Genomic DNA, 14992 nt, shown 5'->3' on the forward strand with positions numbered 1-14992 from the left:
GGATGTGCGTGTCAACGTAAAACTGTGCTTAACCTTCAGCATTATTTCCTGATTTCACGGTTATAGGTCTCGTGATTCATCAACAACCAGCGGTGCCCGCCGTCTTTGCTAAGCATCCTCCAGAAGGGACCGATATCAATTTTTAGATAGCCTTTTACATCCAGTCGCTTGCACACCTTTTGGCCGCTCTCAAGAGAGTTCACCATACCCATGGCTTTATGACGCACCGCAGGAGTAATGTGTTGACGCGGGTTGAAATCGATTAGTTCGGTCATACCGCCCCCCGCTTATTGCCCTTACGGTCACGTTCACGACACCATGTGGTTACGCGCGTCCAGACGGCAGTCAGTGAGACATTATGGAGCTCGGCGGCAAGCATCATTACGTCCAATGCGTCATGAGAGTCCGGCGAGTTAAGACCTGATGCGTCCCACTGTGTCCAGATGCCGGCATCCGCCTCTTCATCCGGCGCCTGTGTACGCCCTCGGGCCGTATCAATACCTTTGAGACGCCGCCGGGCGCTGACCTCGGCCGCGCTCAGGCCGAAGTATGTCTGCATCAGCTCGATGGAACCGCCAAGCGCTAACGCCCGGTCAATCCTCTGCATTCGCTTCTGCTCAGTTCTGGACTGCTGAACGATGATCCAGAAATTGTCGTGATTAATGCTCAGATTCAGCACCGACACGCTGCTTTGCATCAGGTAATGCAGGTCGTCGACGGTCAGTTGACTCAACTGACGCACCTCTTCGATCGTCATCCCTAAAGACTCACACCGGCGAATATTCCCGGATTTCAGCTCCATAAGGAGATGTGTCAATATGGCATTCGTTGCCTGAGATAAGTTTTGGCTCACAGTAAACCCCCGTTCATCCCCAAATCCGCAAGTAACCAAGCATCCATCATCCAGCAGGCAGTGCATGCTATGAAAATCAGCGCATTACTCATCATCTTTTCCTCCGATCAGGGACAAGGCTTTCAACTGCGACGCCTGACCGTTAAGCCCCTGATTCAGCTGGGCTTGTCGCCCGGCCATCCAGCCTGATACGCGGGCTTTTGTGTCACCGCGACAGTTACGTGCTTCCCTAACGTTAAGCTCAGACAGCGCCTGATTTCCGCATCGCTGTGTCAGCCAGTTTCGCAAAACAGCAGATTCTTTTTCTGAGGGTTCAAACGACTCAAGAACGTTCCAAACTCCCACTACCCAGCCCTCACGAAACTGGTCAGCCCGGTTTCGCTTTGTTTGTACTTTGAGGCGTTTAAGCCGGTAGGCTGAGTGCATGTGTATATCAGTGGCATCCCTGAGCTGGCGGGACAGGACCGTGAATACGTACAACCCCACCTCAGGACGTTCATTGAGTCCATAAAAATGCAGTGAACGCCGGCGGCGAGCCTGCCCTGTTCGGCTGGCGGAGTGATACCAGCTAAACCAGCAACGGCATCCCGTGGCCATACATACCACGGCAGCCAGTGCATTCAGCCACCCCGGGATACTGATGGCATCGGAATAAATTTGATAACTGACCGCTTCCTGGACGTCGCCGAGTGCTACATCCTCCGGCGAAAGGTTGTGTCGCTGCATAAGGACCTGTGCAAGACGCACAGCGCGCGCGGCCTCATAAGCGTTGTTATTGCGGGTTCCTAAAGCCATAAGCTTACGGATACGTCGCAAGAGCTTTTCATTATCTCCGGCTGTCATAGCGTTTCCCCGTACCAATGTGCTGATGATGTTCCCGGACTTCCTGACAGCCGATACAAAAACGGACGCCACGAACCGCCCGACGGCGCGCTTCCGGAATGGCTGCTCCACAGTCCTCACAAAAGTGATGTGACGGTTTATCAGATCGGACTTCGTCAAGAATAAGACTCAGACTAGCCCGGAGCTGCTGCTCAGTGACCGCCTGTGCCATTTCATCATTGAGATCAAAGGTCATCGGAACCTCCCTTCACGGCATCACGCTGTAACTCACGCAGGCGACGTAAAACGCGGATCAGACGCATGACTTTAACGACGTGCTGATCGGCAAAAACGGGCTGGTCGCTGATAACCGGTGAGCCGAAAAAATTCAGGCAGAACATAAACATATTGAAGGGCTGCTTCGGAAGGTTACCCGTTATGCCCGCCAGGAACAGGACGAACTCATTGCTGTTTTGTTCGGAAGCGTTGTAACCCGCTGACTGCGGAGATTTATCTTCGTAAATGCTCTCTGCACATCCCATAGTCTCTGCGAGTTCATAGGCCAGGCGGTAGGCCATGTCCTGCAGGTGCTCGATATCATCCTGTAATGCCGGGATGTGCCAGATATCAGTGACCGGCTCAAGCCCCGTTGCGGCAAATGCAACAGATGACTCATAAAGCACCGACTGAGCAGACTCATCAGATGACTCCGACAACGCGGAAAACAAACTAATATCGTTAAATGCTGGCTGACCACTCGGCTCACCGCTGAGAACCGCTGGCCCACCATAAAGATCAGGCTGTGTCTCCGTTCGTTTCGCAGGACGCAGTTGACTGCCATCGGTAAGAGACTGCAAAGAGGCGGGTAATGTTGGAACCTGTACTTCAGCGTTGTTATCCGGAGCAGGTTCAGGTCGGTTTTGCGTTCCTGTCAGCGTGCCGGAGCGCAGCCCGGTTAAGTGCGTTTTATCATCAGGCTTCGGTGGTAGCTGCCTCACTTCTTTTTCTTGTAATACTGATAGGTACTTATCCTGAAGTGGACTCATTACGGGCGGTGCAGGCGGTTCACCAAACATCTCGCGCCGCTGCTGCTCTTTCGGGTCAAGCTCAATCAGCCAGCGGTCATAGTTCAGGGATGGGTGCGGTAATGCTTTGAGAAGCTCGCCAATGAGCTCATCGCGAAACATCTCAAAGGAGTACAATTCTGGGTTATTGAACAAACAGCAGGTATCGGCGAAAACCTCATGAAAATCACGTTTAGCCGATACGTCAGGAGCAAATATTTTCCACGTTTTCTCAGCTGTCGAACGCAGACTAAGTAAAGGGGTTACCTGAGACCGACTTAGCCCTGACTCAAGAAGAATCGGCATAGAAGGGTATAAATAGGTCAGGGTATCTTCCATCCGGCTAATCCCTGAGAAATGTATCGGATAGCCCTGCTGATTAAGCAAATCGGAGAGCTCACGCAATGTGACACTTTTTCCAAGTTGTTCTTCCCAGATTGTCCGAGCGTTATGGATACCAAAAGCCTTTTCGATATATGTAAGGTCTCCGCGAACTTCGTTTTCAGCAAGATGCCCAATTACACACTGCAGACGTCCGGGCCAGGGCTTAACGATGGTCTGGATCCGATAGAAACGATCGTCCCCCGTCTCCTGCCAGAGGTCACACAGGATTTTATAGCGGGTATTCCCGCCATCGCTGAAGATATACACATCATCACCCTCCGGATCGCGCGTCACTTTGGGAATAGAATCCAACCCGCGCGAGCGGATAGAAGATTTGATGTCATCAAAACGGGGATTACGCGACTTGCGCGGATTGTCCGGATTTGGACGTAATTGATCTAATGTGAGCACCATCGGCATTTCACTGAGTGGCAGCACTGCAGGTGAAACGTTATCTCCTGTAGTGAGCTGCGACGGTGATTTACCACGCTGAAGCATGGCATCAGAAAGATTAACTTTGGTGAACTTGCTCATCTGTAAGCTCCTCCCTGTAAGGCAGGAGCGCGAAGAGACTCAAAGCGGGTAAAGCGGCTGTCAAAACGGAGTGTAACCATCCCAATAGGTCCCTGCCGCTGCTTTCCGATGATCACTTCAGCCAGCCCTTTATCTTCTGTGTCGGGGTTATAGACCTCATCGCGATAAATAAACATGATGACGTCGGCATCCTGCTCCAGCGCGCCGGAGTCACGCAGATCACCGTTATTTGGTCGTTTATCTGCACGAGATTCAAGAGAGCGGTTAAGCTGGGAGAGAGCCAAAACCGGGCACTTCATTTCTTTCGCAAGTGCCTTAAGAGAACGTGAGATTTCGGCGATTTCCTGCGTACGATTCTCCTGATCGGGGCACCGCATCAGTTGTAAGTAATCGATCATAATCAGTGAAGGTTTACCGTACTTACGCGCGCTGCGACGTGCACGAATTCGCAGCATCGACGGCGTCAAATAGCTGGTATCGTCAATGATCAGCCTATCCCGCCAGTCATTCGCGATTAGGCCGGCAACATGACTTATGCGAGCCCAATCCTCATCCTCCAGCAGTCCACTTTTGAGGCGTTGAAGTTCCACATTTCCCAATGATGAAATAATGCGCATAAGAAGCTGTTCAGTCGGCTGCTCGAGACTGTAAACCTGAACGATACTTTCCTTATGTTGCTCAAGAGCGCCCGTCACCATGCCCATTGCCAACGCCGTTTTACCCATCGATGGGCGTGCAGCCAGCAACACAAGATCACTGTCCTGAAGCCCGCATGTGCGGGTATCAAGATCGTCATAACCTGTTGGTGTACCGGTTATCCCGTTACCTGACTGATTGCGCATTTCCAAATCGCTGATAAGTCGCTCTAACCCTTCGATCACGGAGGTACCTTTTTCAGGCTCTGCTTTTTCAGCGATATCAATGATCCGTTTTTCAGCCTGCTCGAGGATGGAAGGGATATCTGCACGGGGTGCAGCGACATCCCGACTCAGATCGTTACCCAAAGCAGCAAGCTGTCGCGCCCTGCTATAACGCGCAACAATTTCGCTGTACGCGACAATATTGGCCGCGCTTGGCGTGTTTTTACTGAGCGTTGCTGCGTAACCAAACCCTCCCACTGTCTCCAGCGTTTTTTGCTGATCAAGCGTGTCTGTCAGGGTGATAAGATCAATTGGTTTGCCAGCATCAATCAGGCGCTTCATTTCACGAAAATATGTCTGATGCGTCCTACTGAAAAAATCATCTGCGGTAAGGACAAGTGCAACGTCATCCCAACGATCGTTATCGAGCATTAAACCACCCAGCACGCCCTGCTCCGCTTCAACAGAAACAAGACCTTTCAAGGCTTCCATGTTGGATTCAGCCATGTTTCGCCTCCATTTCTTTCAAGGCGATGCGGTCGAACTGCGGTTTCCATTCAGGGAAAAGTTCGCTTGCAAGGTTGTACATCGTGGCGAACGCAGAGTCGCTTACCCGGCCGGTTTTCTTTTCCAGGCGATGGGCAGGCTGACCAGCTGCGTGACCTTCAACGTAAATTTCGAGGTCATAAATGAAGGTGCTGAGCAGCGAGACTTTGATTTGTTCGCTGTGCGCGCTATACCGGCCATCATTGATGATCTCTTCAAGTTGCTGGTAAGTATCACGAGCAAGGCGGGTGTACTTCATACAGTTAATGAGGATGCGTATTTCTGGGAGTTTCAGACCTAGGGCTGAAAAAGGCAGCAAGTTTTCCATCATATTGATGGTACCGCGGATGAATTCCCTTACATCAGGAAGTACGGGTTTTACGACACCCACGGCCGTTCGCGTTGCTGCCAGAACAATCAGTTCCAACATGATTGAACGGGCACCCTGAGAATCGACGATGATGACATCGTATGACTGGAAAAGAGGGTGCTGAAGAACGTTACGTAAGCGTAAACGACCATCCGGAGCGTGAAGCATGGCAGTCGGAAGCTGAGCGTGAGGGTCGTTTGAAATGATGATGTCGAGCCCGCTGATGACGCTGCGGGATATGAGACTCGAAGGTTGGTTTAGATCTGCAGTCTGCATGAGCAATTCATACAAACCTTTGGGGGCTTCATAGGAAAGAGAGAAAATGCTACTCGCAGTTGGCTGAGCATAGTCTCCATCGATAAGAAGGACTTTTAGACCTGCATCGGCAAGGAAACCGGCAAGGTTGGCTGCCTGTGTGGATTTACCTTCCCCACCCTTGGTAGAAATAACTGGAATTACATGCATTTACACACCTGATTAGTTTAATTCAGTGTGTTTCAAATCGCTAATTACTGAACAACAATAACTTAACAACTCGGAGATGGGATTGAAAATCCCTGTGTCCTTGGTTCGATTCCGAGTCCGGGCACCATTTTTTATTAAACCAGCTTAATCGCTGGTTTTTTGCTTTCTGGCGGATGCACTCTCCATCGAACTGTATTCGATGAATGGAGTGACACTCGCATAGCCCTGACTGACAGTAAAATCCGCGCGACAAAAACCCTGGTAAAACCCTACAAACTCACCGATGCTCACGATCTGTATCTACGGGTATCAACCCACGGCTCACATCTAAAGTCTTTCTGCTACTACTTCGACGGAAAAAATCCCACCTGACCTTCAGTGCTTATCGATCCGTTTGGCGCTGGCGCTTAATCTGCACGTCTTTCTGCGCTCAAACGAGTTATGTTTCGCCGTCACGAAACTGCCTGGGGGAACAACCGACGATGCGGCTGAACGCCGAGCTGAAGGCGCTTGAGGATTGAAACCCGACCTGTAGGGCAATCTCGCCTATCGTGAATGTGCTCGACCGGAGCGCATCCTTCGCAAGTGCCATCCTCCACTGCTGAAGATACTCGATGACGCCGATACCCATGATGGAACTGAACCGATGGGCGAAGCCAGATCGCGAAAGGGCGCAGAGACGTGCCAGCGTATTCACGGACCATGGATACGACGGTTTCTCGTGTATTGCGGTGATAGCGAGCGCCACCTGGGGGTCGGCCAGTCCTGCAAGCAGCCCGGTCTGCTGTGGATCCATATCGAATGCAACCCTTCGCAGTGCTTCAAGCAATATCAGTTCCATCAGGCGCCCGACGAAGAATTGGCTCCCCAGGCTTTGAGACCGGCTTTCCTCCTCATTCATTGTGAGTAGCGCCTTCAGGTGTCCTGAAGATCGTGATTCACCCGCATTCAACATTATGACTTGAGGAAGCATGCCCATCAGGAGAGCCTCGTTGGCAATGTCGAAGACGAACCGTCCACCGCGCACAACGGTGGGCTTTCCTGTGACGTCGCCGTCGCCGAGGCTCATGCGTAAAAGTCCGGTTGCCGCGATAATTTCATCGCTGTCGACCGGCGATGCGCGGTGATCGGAAGCCAGGGTGAAGGGCGTGGATGTCCGCACGAAGGCGAAGTCATGTTCTCGCAGTAGGAGTGGATCGGCATCGGGCCGCAGAAGCGTGCATTCACCGCTCTCGACCCAACAGAACAACAGATCGTCGCGCTGGCGAAAACTCACGCCCCATCGCCCATGTGCATCAATGCGTGCCCACAGCGTCGTTTTCGGTCGAAGCAGACAGATCAATTCTGAAAGGGGATCGCCTTGATTCTGGACGATTGATAAACAATTTTGGTCTTTCAATTATCGACTGTGCTCCAACAAGCGCCTAGTTTAGTTAAACCAAAATAACGCAGCGGAGTTTATCATGACAGTGAATATTCAAAAGCTTTGGGCAACGTATTCCAACGCCTGGCGCGACGTCTCTTCGGAAGAGCGCGGTCACCTTCTTAAGTCAAGCGTTACCGATGACGTCACATTCACAGCACCGGACACGAACGGTCGTGGAGTCGCAGACCTGACAAGCATGCTAGAGGAATCCAGCGCACCTATTCAGGAGCATACTTCGATACGACAGTTCTGATCGTTCAGAACAACCAGTTGCTTGCAACCTGGTCGATGCTTGACCGGACCGGAGCGGTGCTCCTGAACGGCAACAGCTACGCCCGATGGGATGAAGAGGAACGAATCGTCCATCTGGCCGGTTTCTGGCAGCCTTAATGTAGATCGTCGATGTCGACAGGAGTTTGCTACCCGTCGACATCGACGAGCATCGCAAGAATTCACGATGTCAGTCGGTATGAACTCCTGTCGCAAATCCTGTTTGAATTCAACCACCGCAACAATCCTCTGTATCGTCATTTTCCCGGCAGAGCGGGTTCAGGTCCGTTGATATCACCCGGCGTCATGATGATGAAAAAACGGCCTGCTATTCCAATATATTTAGCTTGTTTTTTGGCCTGTCGCGCCATTTCTCTTCGAGCTGCATCATGACGTTCAGTGAAGCTGGCAGTACCGTTTTGTGTCATAAGTACCGTCTGATAATACCCGGGAATGCCTTAGCATCGTGACCAGCTCCCCGTTGTTCAGTGACAGATCAGCGCAGATGACCTCATGGGTATCGGTGTCCACGGGCAGGTGCAGTTTTCGCCAGGCGAGGCACTTTTCCTGAGCGTGCTTTTTCACCTTCCACTCGCCTTCACCGAAAACTTTTAATCTGGTGGAATCGATAACGAGATGGGCAATCTCGCTGCGCGTAGGGTTTTTAAAAGGGATGCAAAAGGACTTAGCCCGTCTGCTAATGCAAGAATAATCCGGGCAACGAAGTGGAAGCTTCATTAACGTAAAAATGGAATTAATGAATCCCTGAGCGGCACGTAGCGTAAGACGCGTTTGAGCATCAGTACGGTGGAAATAGCCAGTTCAGATTAATATTGAAGATGCTCTCATGACGACGTTTTGGGCTCGTCGTACCAGGCCTGGATGGCCGATTTATCAAGCCAGAGTGTCAGCGATTGACGAGAGCCTTGTTGTAGGCCGCCAAGTCAGTGATCTTGAACTTTTGCTTTGCCACGGGATATCGCTACAGGATTAGGAACGTGGTGATCTGATCTTGCTTGCTGTCAGAAGTTCGATTTATTCAATATAAGCCATGATGATGTTGCTTTTATTACTAATTTTATAGAAATTTCCGATGTACAAAGTAACGAGCTAAAAGAAGCAGATGAAAATATCCTACTATTTTATTTTCTTTGGATTAAATCTATGGAATTTATAAGCATTAAAAAAGAGCTTAATTAACATTAAGCTCTTATAAAAACACATTTAAAACAACTTGATACTAGGTTTTGGGAAACTACAAATATATTTCATGACAAACATCACCTTAATCAGTAGTCCTACTTTTCTTATAAATAGCTATTAGTTCTTCTATTAACTCACGAGCTAACATAGCAGTCATGATGTGGTCTTGAGCATGTACCATTACAAGAGTAATAGGTAATTTACCACATCCTTCATCTAGTCCGATAAATGTAGTTTGTACTTTATGGGCTTCATTGGCAGCTTCTTTTGACTGTTCAATCAATCCATCGACTTTATGCCACTCACCTTGCTTAGCACAAGCAAGTGCTTCAAATGCAAAAGCTTTGGACTGCCCTGCATTGATAATTAATTCTATAATGCTAGATTCTAAATCGATATCAGTATCCAAAGTTAATTCCCCTAAAACATTAAGATATGTTTATAATTTTGCACTTATTAATTATGTGGTCAGGAATATTTTGTCCAATCCCTGTTCTATTAGGTACTGTAATATATCCATTTACTGGCTGGATATCATATTCGCCTAAGCTTCTAGTAAAACTACTTAAGTTTCCTATATGATGTTCATGAATACAGAAATTAGGAATCACCGCTTCTATTTGTAATGCCGCCGCCGCAGATATCGGCCCGCCACAGATATGAGGCTGAACAAGCACATCATAAATTCTCGCCATATCGCATATCTTTTTAGCCTCGGAAATACCACCACAAGTAGCAAGATCTGGTTGAATAACATCAAGTGAGCGATTTTCTAAAAATGGCCTAAAACCATACCGTGTATAAATCCTTTCACCAGCGGCAAGCGGGACATCAACCTGATTACGTAATTCTTTAACGAGATCAGCATTGAGAGAACCACATGCTTCTTCCATATAATAGATATTAAGATCCTTTATAATTCGATTAATTTGTAACGCCGAATTAAAATCAGTCTTAGCATGAAGCTCTAAAATAATATCGACATTATCTCCGACCGCTTCACGAATGGCTACCAGCCTATCTCTACAAAGTTTAAGTTTTTCGTTTGATATTAAACCATCATTTCTTTTGTTTTTATCGCCGTTAATGTCTCTTTGTAAAGGATCAACTTTGATTGCATCATAGCCATCATCGACAGCACGCTTTGCTGCCTCAGCTAGTGGTATTACTCCAGGAAGTGGTGTTTCTTTCTCGCCCCAACCAAACTGAATTTGGCTAGCATAAGTTCGGATTGTATCGCGAGTCTTACCGCCGAGTAATTCATATACCGGAACATTTAACGCTTTACCTTTGATATCCCAAAGAGCAATGTCAATAGCACTAATCGCGGAAAAAATTACTGTGCCTCCGCCTTGTCCCCAAAAAGTATCTCGGTATAGCTGATCCCAAATCTTTTCAATGCATAGAGGGTCTTGACCAATGATTAATTTTGCAAAATCTTGAAGCTGTCCAATCGCACCTTGTTTGGCGTTACCATAAGCCACGCCAGCCTCCCCAAAACCACTAATACCTTCATCTGTGTTAATTCTAATAAAAATAGGTTCATTAGGAGATGATGGATCATAGTCCGCGCAAAATATATCTATATTAGTTATTTTCATTCAGAGTTCCTCATGAGGTCATACCTTAATATAACCTCACTAATCAATTAATATATAACATCCATTACAAGTTTTTTATAATTTTGATATTTTTAAAGCAAAATCCAGGACTTTCTTACCATTCATTGCACCATAATCCATCATATTAATGAGATCACATGGAACACTTTTTTCGTCACATAATTTCTTTATTTCTGGTAATTTATGTCTAATTTGTGGCCCAAGTAAAACGGCTGTTGTACCTTCTAAATGTGATTTTACTTGGTCAGCAGAAACAGCGTTAATTTCACAATCAATATTCGCTTCTACGGCAGCTTTCTTCATTTTAGTCACCAGCATACTTGTAGACATTCCAGCCATACAGCACAGTATAATTTTATTCATCGTGTCACCTCATTGATTATTATGCTTTAACTTATTGCTGCTGAATAAGTGTTTCATCTTGTTGGTTTTGCATTTCTTCTTGACACTTTTGTTTGTCAAAGACTTTGAAAAATGGATAGTAGATAGCACCGACAATCAGCAAATTAAACACAGTCAGAATGACCGCAGAAAAGCTACCATTTGTTGCTAAGAAACCATACACACCTACAGGTGTTGTCCACGGCAATGTGACACCTGTGAGTCTTGGTACTAAATCTGTTGCCATGGCAAAGTAAGTTGTTGTTGTTGCAACTAATGGAGCGATAATAAAAGGCATTAACAACAAAGGGTTAAGGACAATTGGAACCCCGAATATTACTGGTTCGTTAATATTGAAAATACCAGGAACTATTGAAAGCTTACCAATTTCTTTTAGATGTTGTGATTTAGCCCAAAATGCCATGAAAAGGACCAATATCAGAGTAGACCCAGCTCCCCCCATTTTGGTTGAAAAGTAGAAGAAATCAAAAGTTACTACGTTTGGCAATTCTTGACCCGCTTCAAAAGCTACTCGGTTTTGATCCATTAACGTTAACCAAATTGGCATCATAACGGCTTGAACAATAGTTGAACCGTGTAGACCTATTGCCCATAGTAAACTAATAAAAAGAGTGGTTAACATGGCGCCCCAGTATGATCCGCCAGCATGTAGTAACGGTTTAGAGACAAATGTTTGAATCAATACATGTAAGTTTTCCCAACTCGTTTTTTCGATTCCAACGCGTACCAGTAAAGCGAATAGGATGATGAATAGAATAGGGACTAGTGCCGTAAATGATTTTGATACTGCTGATGGAACACTCTCAGGCATTTTTATTACAATCCCTCTTTTGACGAAGAATCGCATAATTTCAACAGAAATGATCGCCATTATGATGGAAACGAACATCCCTTTAGCCCCCATATAATTCAGGTTTATCCCTGCAACATCTATCGTTTTATCAAGTTCTTTAATAAACACTTGAATATCATATGGAGATACGATCATAAATGCAGTAACAGAAGCGATAGCTGATGTTATTGCATCAAGAGAGTATTTTTCAGCTAAACGATAAGCAACACCCACACTAACCAATAGCCCAAGCAGACCAAAAGTCGCATTCACGGGAATAGATAGTGCCTGTTTCCAGCCACTACCAAAGATAGATGCCATAAAGCCAGGATAGCCGGGAATAGGCAGGTTTCCGATGATCAAAAATACTGAGCCCACAATAATTAGTGACATAGACATCACTAAGCCATCTCTTATTGCTTGTAAATGTGTTTGATTAGCAACCTTTGCGGCATATGGTACGAAATACCGATCAAGGAAAGCTATCAATTTATCCATGGTCGTTGCCATAATTTAATCCTTAGGAATAGAGGTAGATGTTTATTATTATTATTAATAGAGCTATTATATTTTATAATATATAACAGCCTTAGTAGTCGTTGTTAAAACCTTGCCATTAACTTTTCTCAAACATCCAACGGAACTGAGGCATGTAATCTAAGTTTTCTTTTACTGTCTCTTTAAGTGCTTCGTCTAAAATTGTGCCGGTGTTAACAATCGGGTTTAAAATTAATCCCCGTTTTGCAGCAACTAAATCACCTTTTACAGCGGCCTCGACAGTAAGTGTTTCAAATTCTTTCATTAGTTGAATAAGGCGCAGTGTGTCACATGGGAATGGATCAACATTTAAAGGTAATGGACCATTCTTGGTAATAATGGAGCTCACTTCTACAACACAATCATCGGGCAAACCACTAATAGTTCCGTTATTACGTGTATTAACATGCATAATTTTACGTTTATCGTTGTAAATTGAAGACATTAGCTCACATGCTGCTTCTGAATAATATTGTCCTCCACGTTTTTCCAACTCTTTCGGTTTTTCTGCCAGCTCTGGATTTTTGTAGATATCAAATAGACGTTTCTCCATTGCTTTAACTACTTCTCCTCGAGTTCCTTCACCTTCAGCTTCTTCTTGTTCTTGCTGCATGATGTCGTCACTGGTGTAGTAATAACGTAAGTAGGCACAGGGTATCATTCCCATGTCTTTTAATAGATCTTGAGGCCAGTTGAAAGGCGGAATATTAGAAGGTATCAATGGATCATTTCCTTTGAGGATCTCATCCATAACAATACTTAGCTTATCTGTTCCGTTGTGGAGTATTTTTCTCGCCCAAATTAGATGGTTCAATCCCGCCACTTGCATAACGAAATCACCTTCATCTGCACCAATAATTTGTGCGATACCTTTTTCCATGATGACAGGAACATTACATAAACCGATAGCTTTGACATTGGTATACTTTAGGACGGCTTCTGTAACCATACCTGATGGGTTTGTAAAATTAAGTAGCCATGCATCAGGACAAAGTTCTTCCATTTCTTTACAGATTTCTAATGTGATTGGGATCGTTCTGCAAGCATTAGCAAAGCCGCCAAGGCCATTTGTTTCCTGCCCAATCATTCCATATTTTAATGAAATTCGTTCATCCCGAATTCGAGCATCTAGACAGCCGGCTCTAAATTGCGAACAAACAAAGTCTGCACCTTCTAACGCAAGACGACGGTCGAGAGTCACTTTAACCTCGATACATAAGCCTTTATTTTTTATCATGCGCTTAGCAAGTTCTGAAATAATCTGAACCTTTTCGTGACCATCTTCGATATCTACCAGCCATAATTCACCGACTGGTAACTCTTCATAGCGGTTAATGAGTCCTTCAATGAGTTCCGGTGTATAACTAGAGCCGCCACCAATCACTACAATTTTCAATATCTTATTCACTTTTAATTACTCCCTCATGTATAGGTGTGCTAATCTCATACGAGGAAGTCAACACCGACAAACGAAATCGCAATGCTTATGAATTAATAATTCTAATACATAGGGTCATTCTAGAAGATGGCAGATAAGCAAAATATACTAGCAAACCTTTATACTTTCAGCGTTGTAGCCAAATTCCTAAGCTTCACTTTAGCTGCCGAAGAATTGTGTCTGACTCAAGGAGCCGTAAGCCAGAGAATTAAAAAACTTGAAGTAGATCTCGGTTTCACTCTTTTTGTTCGTTTAACAAGAAAGCTGGAGTTGACAGAAGACGGTCATAGAATACTCAGAACCTTGACAAAATCGCTATCCAATATCTTCACTGAAGTTGATGATATTCGCTTCAATGAATTAAGAGGAGAATTGTATATAGGCGTAGCACCTACGTTTGCACATTTGTGGCCAGTACCAAAGTTATCTAAATTTCAGAAAAAATATCCTTATCTCGATGTAAAAATACGCGTGAAAGCAAGTAAGCTAGATTTTCAAAATCAGCCTGTTGATATTGCCATTTATTATGGCAATGAAACTCATCCCGATTTCTACCACATTCGACTTTTTGATGAAGAATTAGTCCCTGTATGCACTCCTGGATATGCAGAACGTTTTGGTCTTACTAAAGATGACTCACGATTAGAAAGCACGACCTTTCTTCATTGTACCGAGTCTTTGGAGTTCTTATCACCACTTACAGAATGGCAGCATTGGTTAAATTCCACAGGGAGAAGTACAAGTATTTTGAAACATAAATATGTTTTCAATCATGAAGAATTAACAATGGTAGCAGCACGAAATTCAATTGGAATCGCTTTGGGTAGGTATCAAACCATCAAATCGTATCTTGATAGCGGAGAATTAATTTCTTTATTTGAACGAATTCCCTCAGGCTATGGGTATGACCTGATCTGCCCCAGGGGACATGAAACAAGACCAAAATTACAGGCTTTTCTAAACTGGATTAAAAAATATACGAAATATTACGACACACCCTAACCAGTAATTCTGAACATTGGGTTAATAAAAAGTATTTCCTAACAACAAACAAATGATTTATGCGAAATTTACGTAAGAGCTAAAAAAAACACCCCTACCTTATAAAGAGATAAAAACGATTCAGGAATAATCTACTAAACCGTTTTACAAGGTTAGAAAAGCATCTTGAAGCTTTATACGCTTGCATGGACAGTATCGTCGACATCGACGAGCATCGCAAGAATTCACGATGTCAGTCTGTAGTCCCTCCTGAATTTAGTCTTACTGCTTGATAGAGTTCTCTGGTTAAAATACAACCATTGGGAGGCTCATCATGAAGAAAGCGCGTTTCACTGAAACTCAGATCCTGCGAGTTCTAAAAG

At 45.4% G+C, this 14992-nt stretch carries 14 protein-coding genes and 2 pseudogenes; 1 reads left to right on the forward strand and 15 read right to left on the reverse strand.

The window, feature by feature from the left end:
• Window positions 1-41: 41 nt before the first annotated feature.
• The 15 genes and pseudogenes from IEV89_RS10370 to IEV89_RS10440 all read right to left on the reverse strand — a co-directional run bounded on the left by IEV89_RS10370 (window position 42) and on the right by IEV89_RS10440 (window position 13598).
• Window positions 42-275, reverse strand: coding sequence for a ParE family toxin-like protein (locus IEV89_RS10370; protein ID WP_188473199.1), 234 nt, complete (start codon window positions 273-275; stop codon window positions 42-44).
• Window positions 272-853: a DUF2857 domain-containing protein gene (locus IEV89_RS10375; protein ID WP_188473201.1), complete on the reverse strand. Its 582-nt coding sequence runs from the start codon at window positions 851-853 to the stop codon at window positions 272-274. The genes IEV89_RS10370 and IEV89_RS10375 overlap by 4 nt, the downstream gene beginning before the upstream one ends.
• An 84-nt stretch (window positions 854-937) precedes the next feature.
• Entirely contained in the window at window positions 938-1696 is a 759-nt protein-coding gene (locus IEV89_RS10380) for a DUF2786 domain-containing protein (protein WP_188473203.1), read from the reverse strand.
• Window positions 1680-1931 carry a TraR/DksA C4-type zinc finger protein gene (locus IEV89_RS10385; RefSeq protein ID WP_188473205.1) on the reverse strand — a complete coding sequence of 84 codons (252 nt, stop codon included), beginning with the start codon at window positions 1929-1931 and terminating at the stop codon, window positions 1680-1682. The genes IEV89_RS10380 and IEV89_RS10385 overlap by 17 nt, the downstream gene beginning before the upstream one ends.
• Window positions 1921-3657 (reverse strand): ParB family protein, encoded by a 1737-nt coding sequence (locus tag IEV89_RS10390; protein ID WP_188473207.1) that lies wholly within the window; start codon window positions 3655-3657, stop codon window positions 1921-1923. The genes IEV89_RS10385 and IEV89_RS10390 overlap by 11 nt, the downstream gene beginning before the upstream one ends.
• Window positions 3654-5024, reverse strand: a complete 1371-nt coding sequence (gene dnaB-PI, locus IEV89_RS10395) for an SPI-7-type island replicative DNA helicase (protein WP_188473209.1) — start codon at window positions 5022-5024, stop codon at window positions 3654-3656. Before dnaB-PI ends, IEV89_RS10390 begins: the two co-directional genes overlap by 4 nt.
• Window positions 4997-5898, reverse strand: a pseudogene (locus tag IEV89_RS10400) (ParA family protein). The gene dnaB-PI and the pseudogene IEV89_RS10400 overlap by 28 nt, the downstream one beginning before the upstream one ends.
• 439 nt (window positions 5899-6337) lie before the next feature.
• Entirely contained in the window at window positions 6338-7297 is a 960-nt protein-coding gene (locus IEV89_RS10405; protein ID WP_229746441.1) for an AraC family transcriptional regulator, read from the reverse strand.
• Between the two features lie 554 nt (window positions 7298-7851).
• Window positions 7852-8022 carry a hypothetical protein gene (locus IEV89_RS10410; protein ID WP_188473213.1) on the reverse strand — a complete coding sequence of 57 codons (171 nt, stop codon included), beginning with the start codon at window positions 8020-8022 and terminating at the stop codon, window positions 7852-7854.
• Between the two features lie 5 nt (window positions 8023-8027).
• Window positions 8028-8567 (reverse strand): annotated as a pseudogene (locus IEV89_RS10415) (IS5 family transposase); the annotation flags it as partial.
• A gap of 312 nt (window positions 8568-8879) precedes the next feature.
• Entirely contained in the window at window positions 8880-9194 is a 315-nt protein-coding gene (locus IEV89_RS10420) for a PTS lactose/cellobiose transporter subunit IIA (protein ID WP_188473301.1), read from the reverse strand.
• Window positions 9195-9225: 31 nt separating this feature from the next.
• On the reverse strand, window positions 9226-10398 hold the full coding sequence (locus IEV89_RS10425) for a mandelate racemase/muconate lactonizing enzyme family protein (RefSeq protein WP_188473215.1): 1173 nt from the start codon (window positions 10396-10398) through the stop codon (window positions 9226-9228).
• A 75-nt stretch (window positions 10399-10473) separates the two neighbouring features.
• Complete coding sequence (locus tag IEV89_RS10430) at window positions 10474-10782, reverse strand: PTS sugar transporter subunit IIB (protein WP_188473217.1); 309 nt, start codon at window positions 10780-10782, stop codon at window positions 10474-10476.
• A 31-nt stretch (window positions 10783-10813) separates the two neighbouring features.
• Complete coding sequence (gene celB / locus IEV89_RS10435) at window positions 10814-12163, reverse strand: PTS cellobiose transporter subunit IIC (protein ID WP_188473219.1); 1350 nt, start codon at window positions 12161-12163, stop codon at window positions 10814-10816.
• Between the two features lie 106 nt (window positions 12164-12269).
• Window positions 12270-13598: a 6-phospho-beta-glucosidase gene (locus IEV89_RS10440; RefSeq protein ID WP_188473221.1), complete on the reverse strand. Its 1329-nt coding sequence runs from the start codon at window positions 13596-13598 to the stop codon at window positions 12270-12272.
• Window positions 13599-13715: 117 nt separating this feature from the next.
• Here IEV89_RS10440 and IEV89_RS10445 point away from each other — a divergent pair, with 117 nt between their 5' ends.
• Entirely contained in the window at window positions 13716-14630 is a 915-nt protein-coding gene (locus tag IEV89_RS10445) for a LysR substrate-binding domain-containing protein (RefSeq protein WP_188473224.1), read from the forward strand.
• Window positions 14631-14992: the final 362 nt, after the last annotated feature.

Source organism: Hafnia psychrotolerans, from assembly GCF_014639435.1.
In the GTDB taxonomy this organism is placed as follows: Bacteria; Pseudomonadota; Gammaproteobacteria; order Enterobacterales; family Enterobacteriaceae; genus Ewingella; species Ewingella psychrotolerans.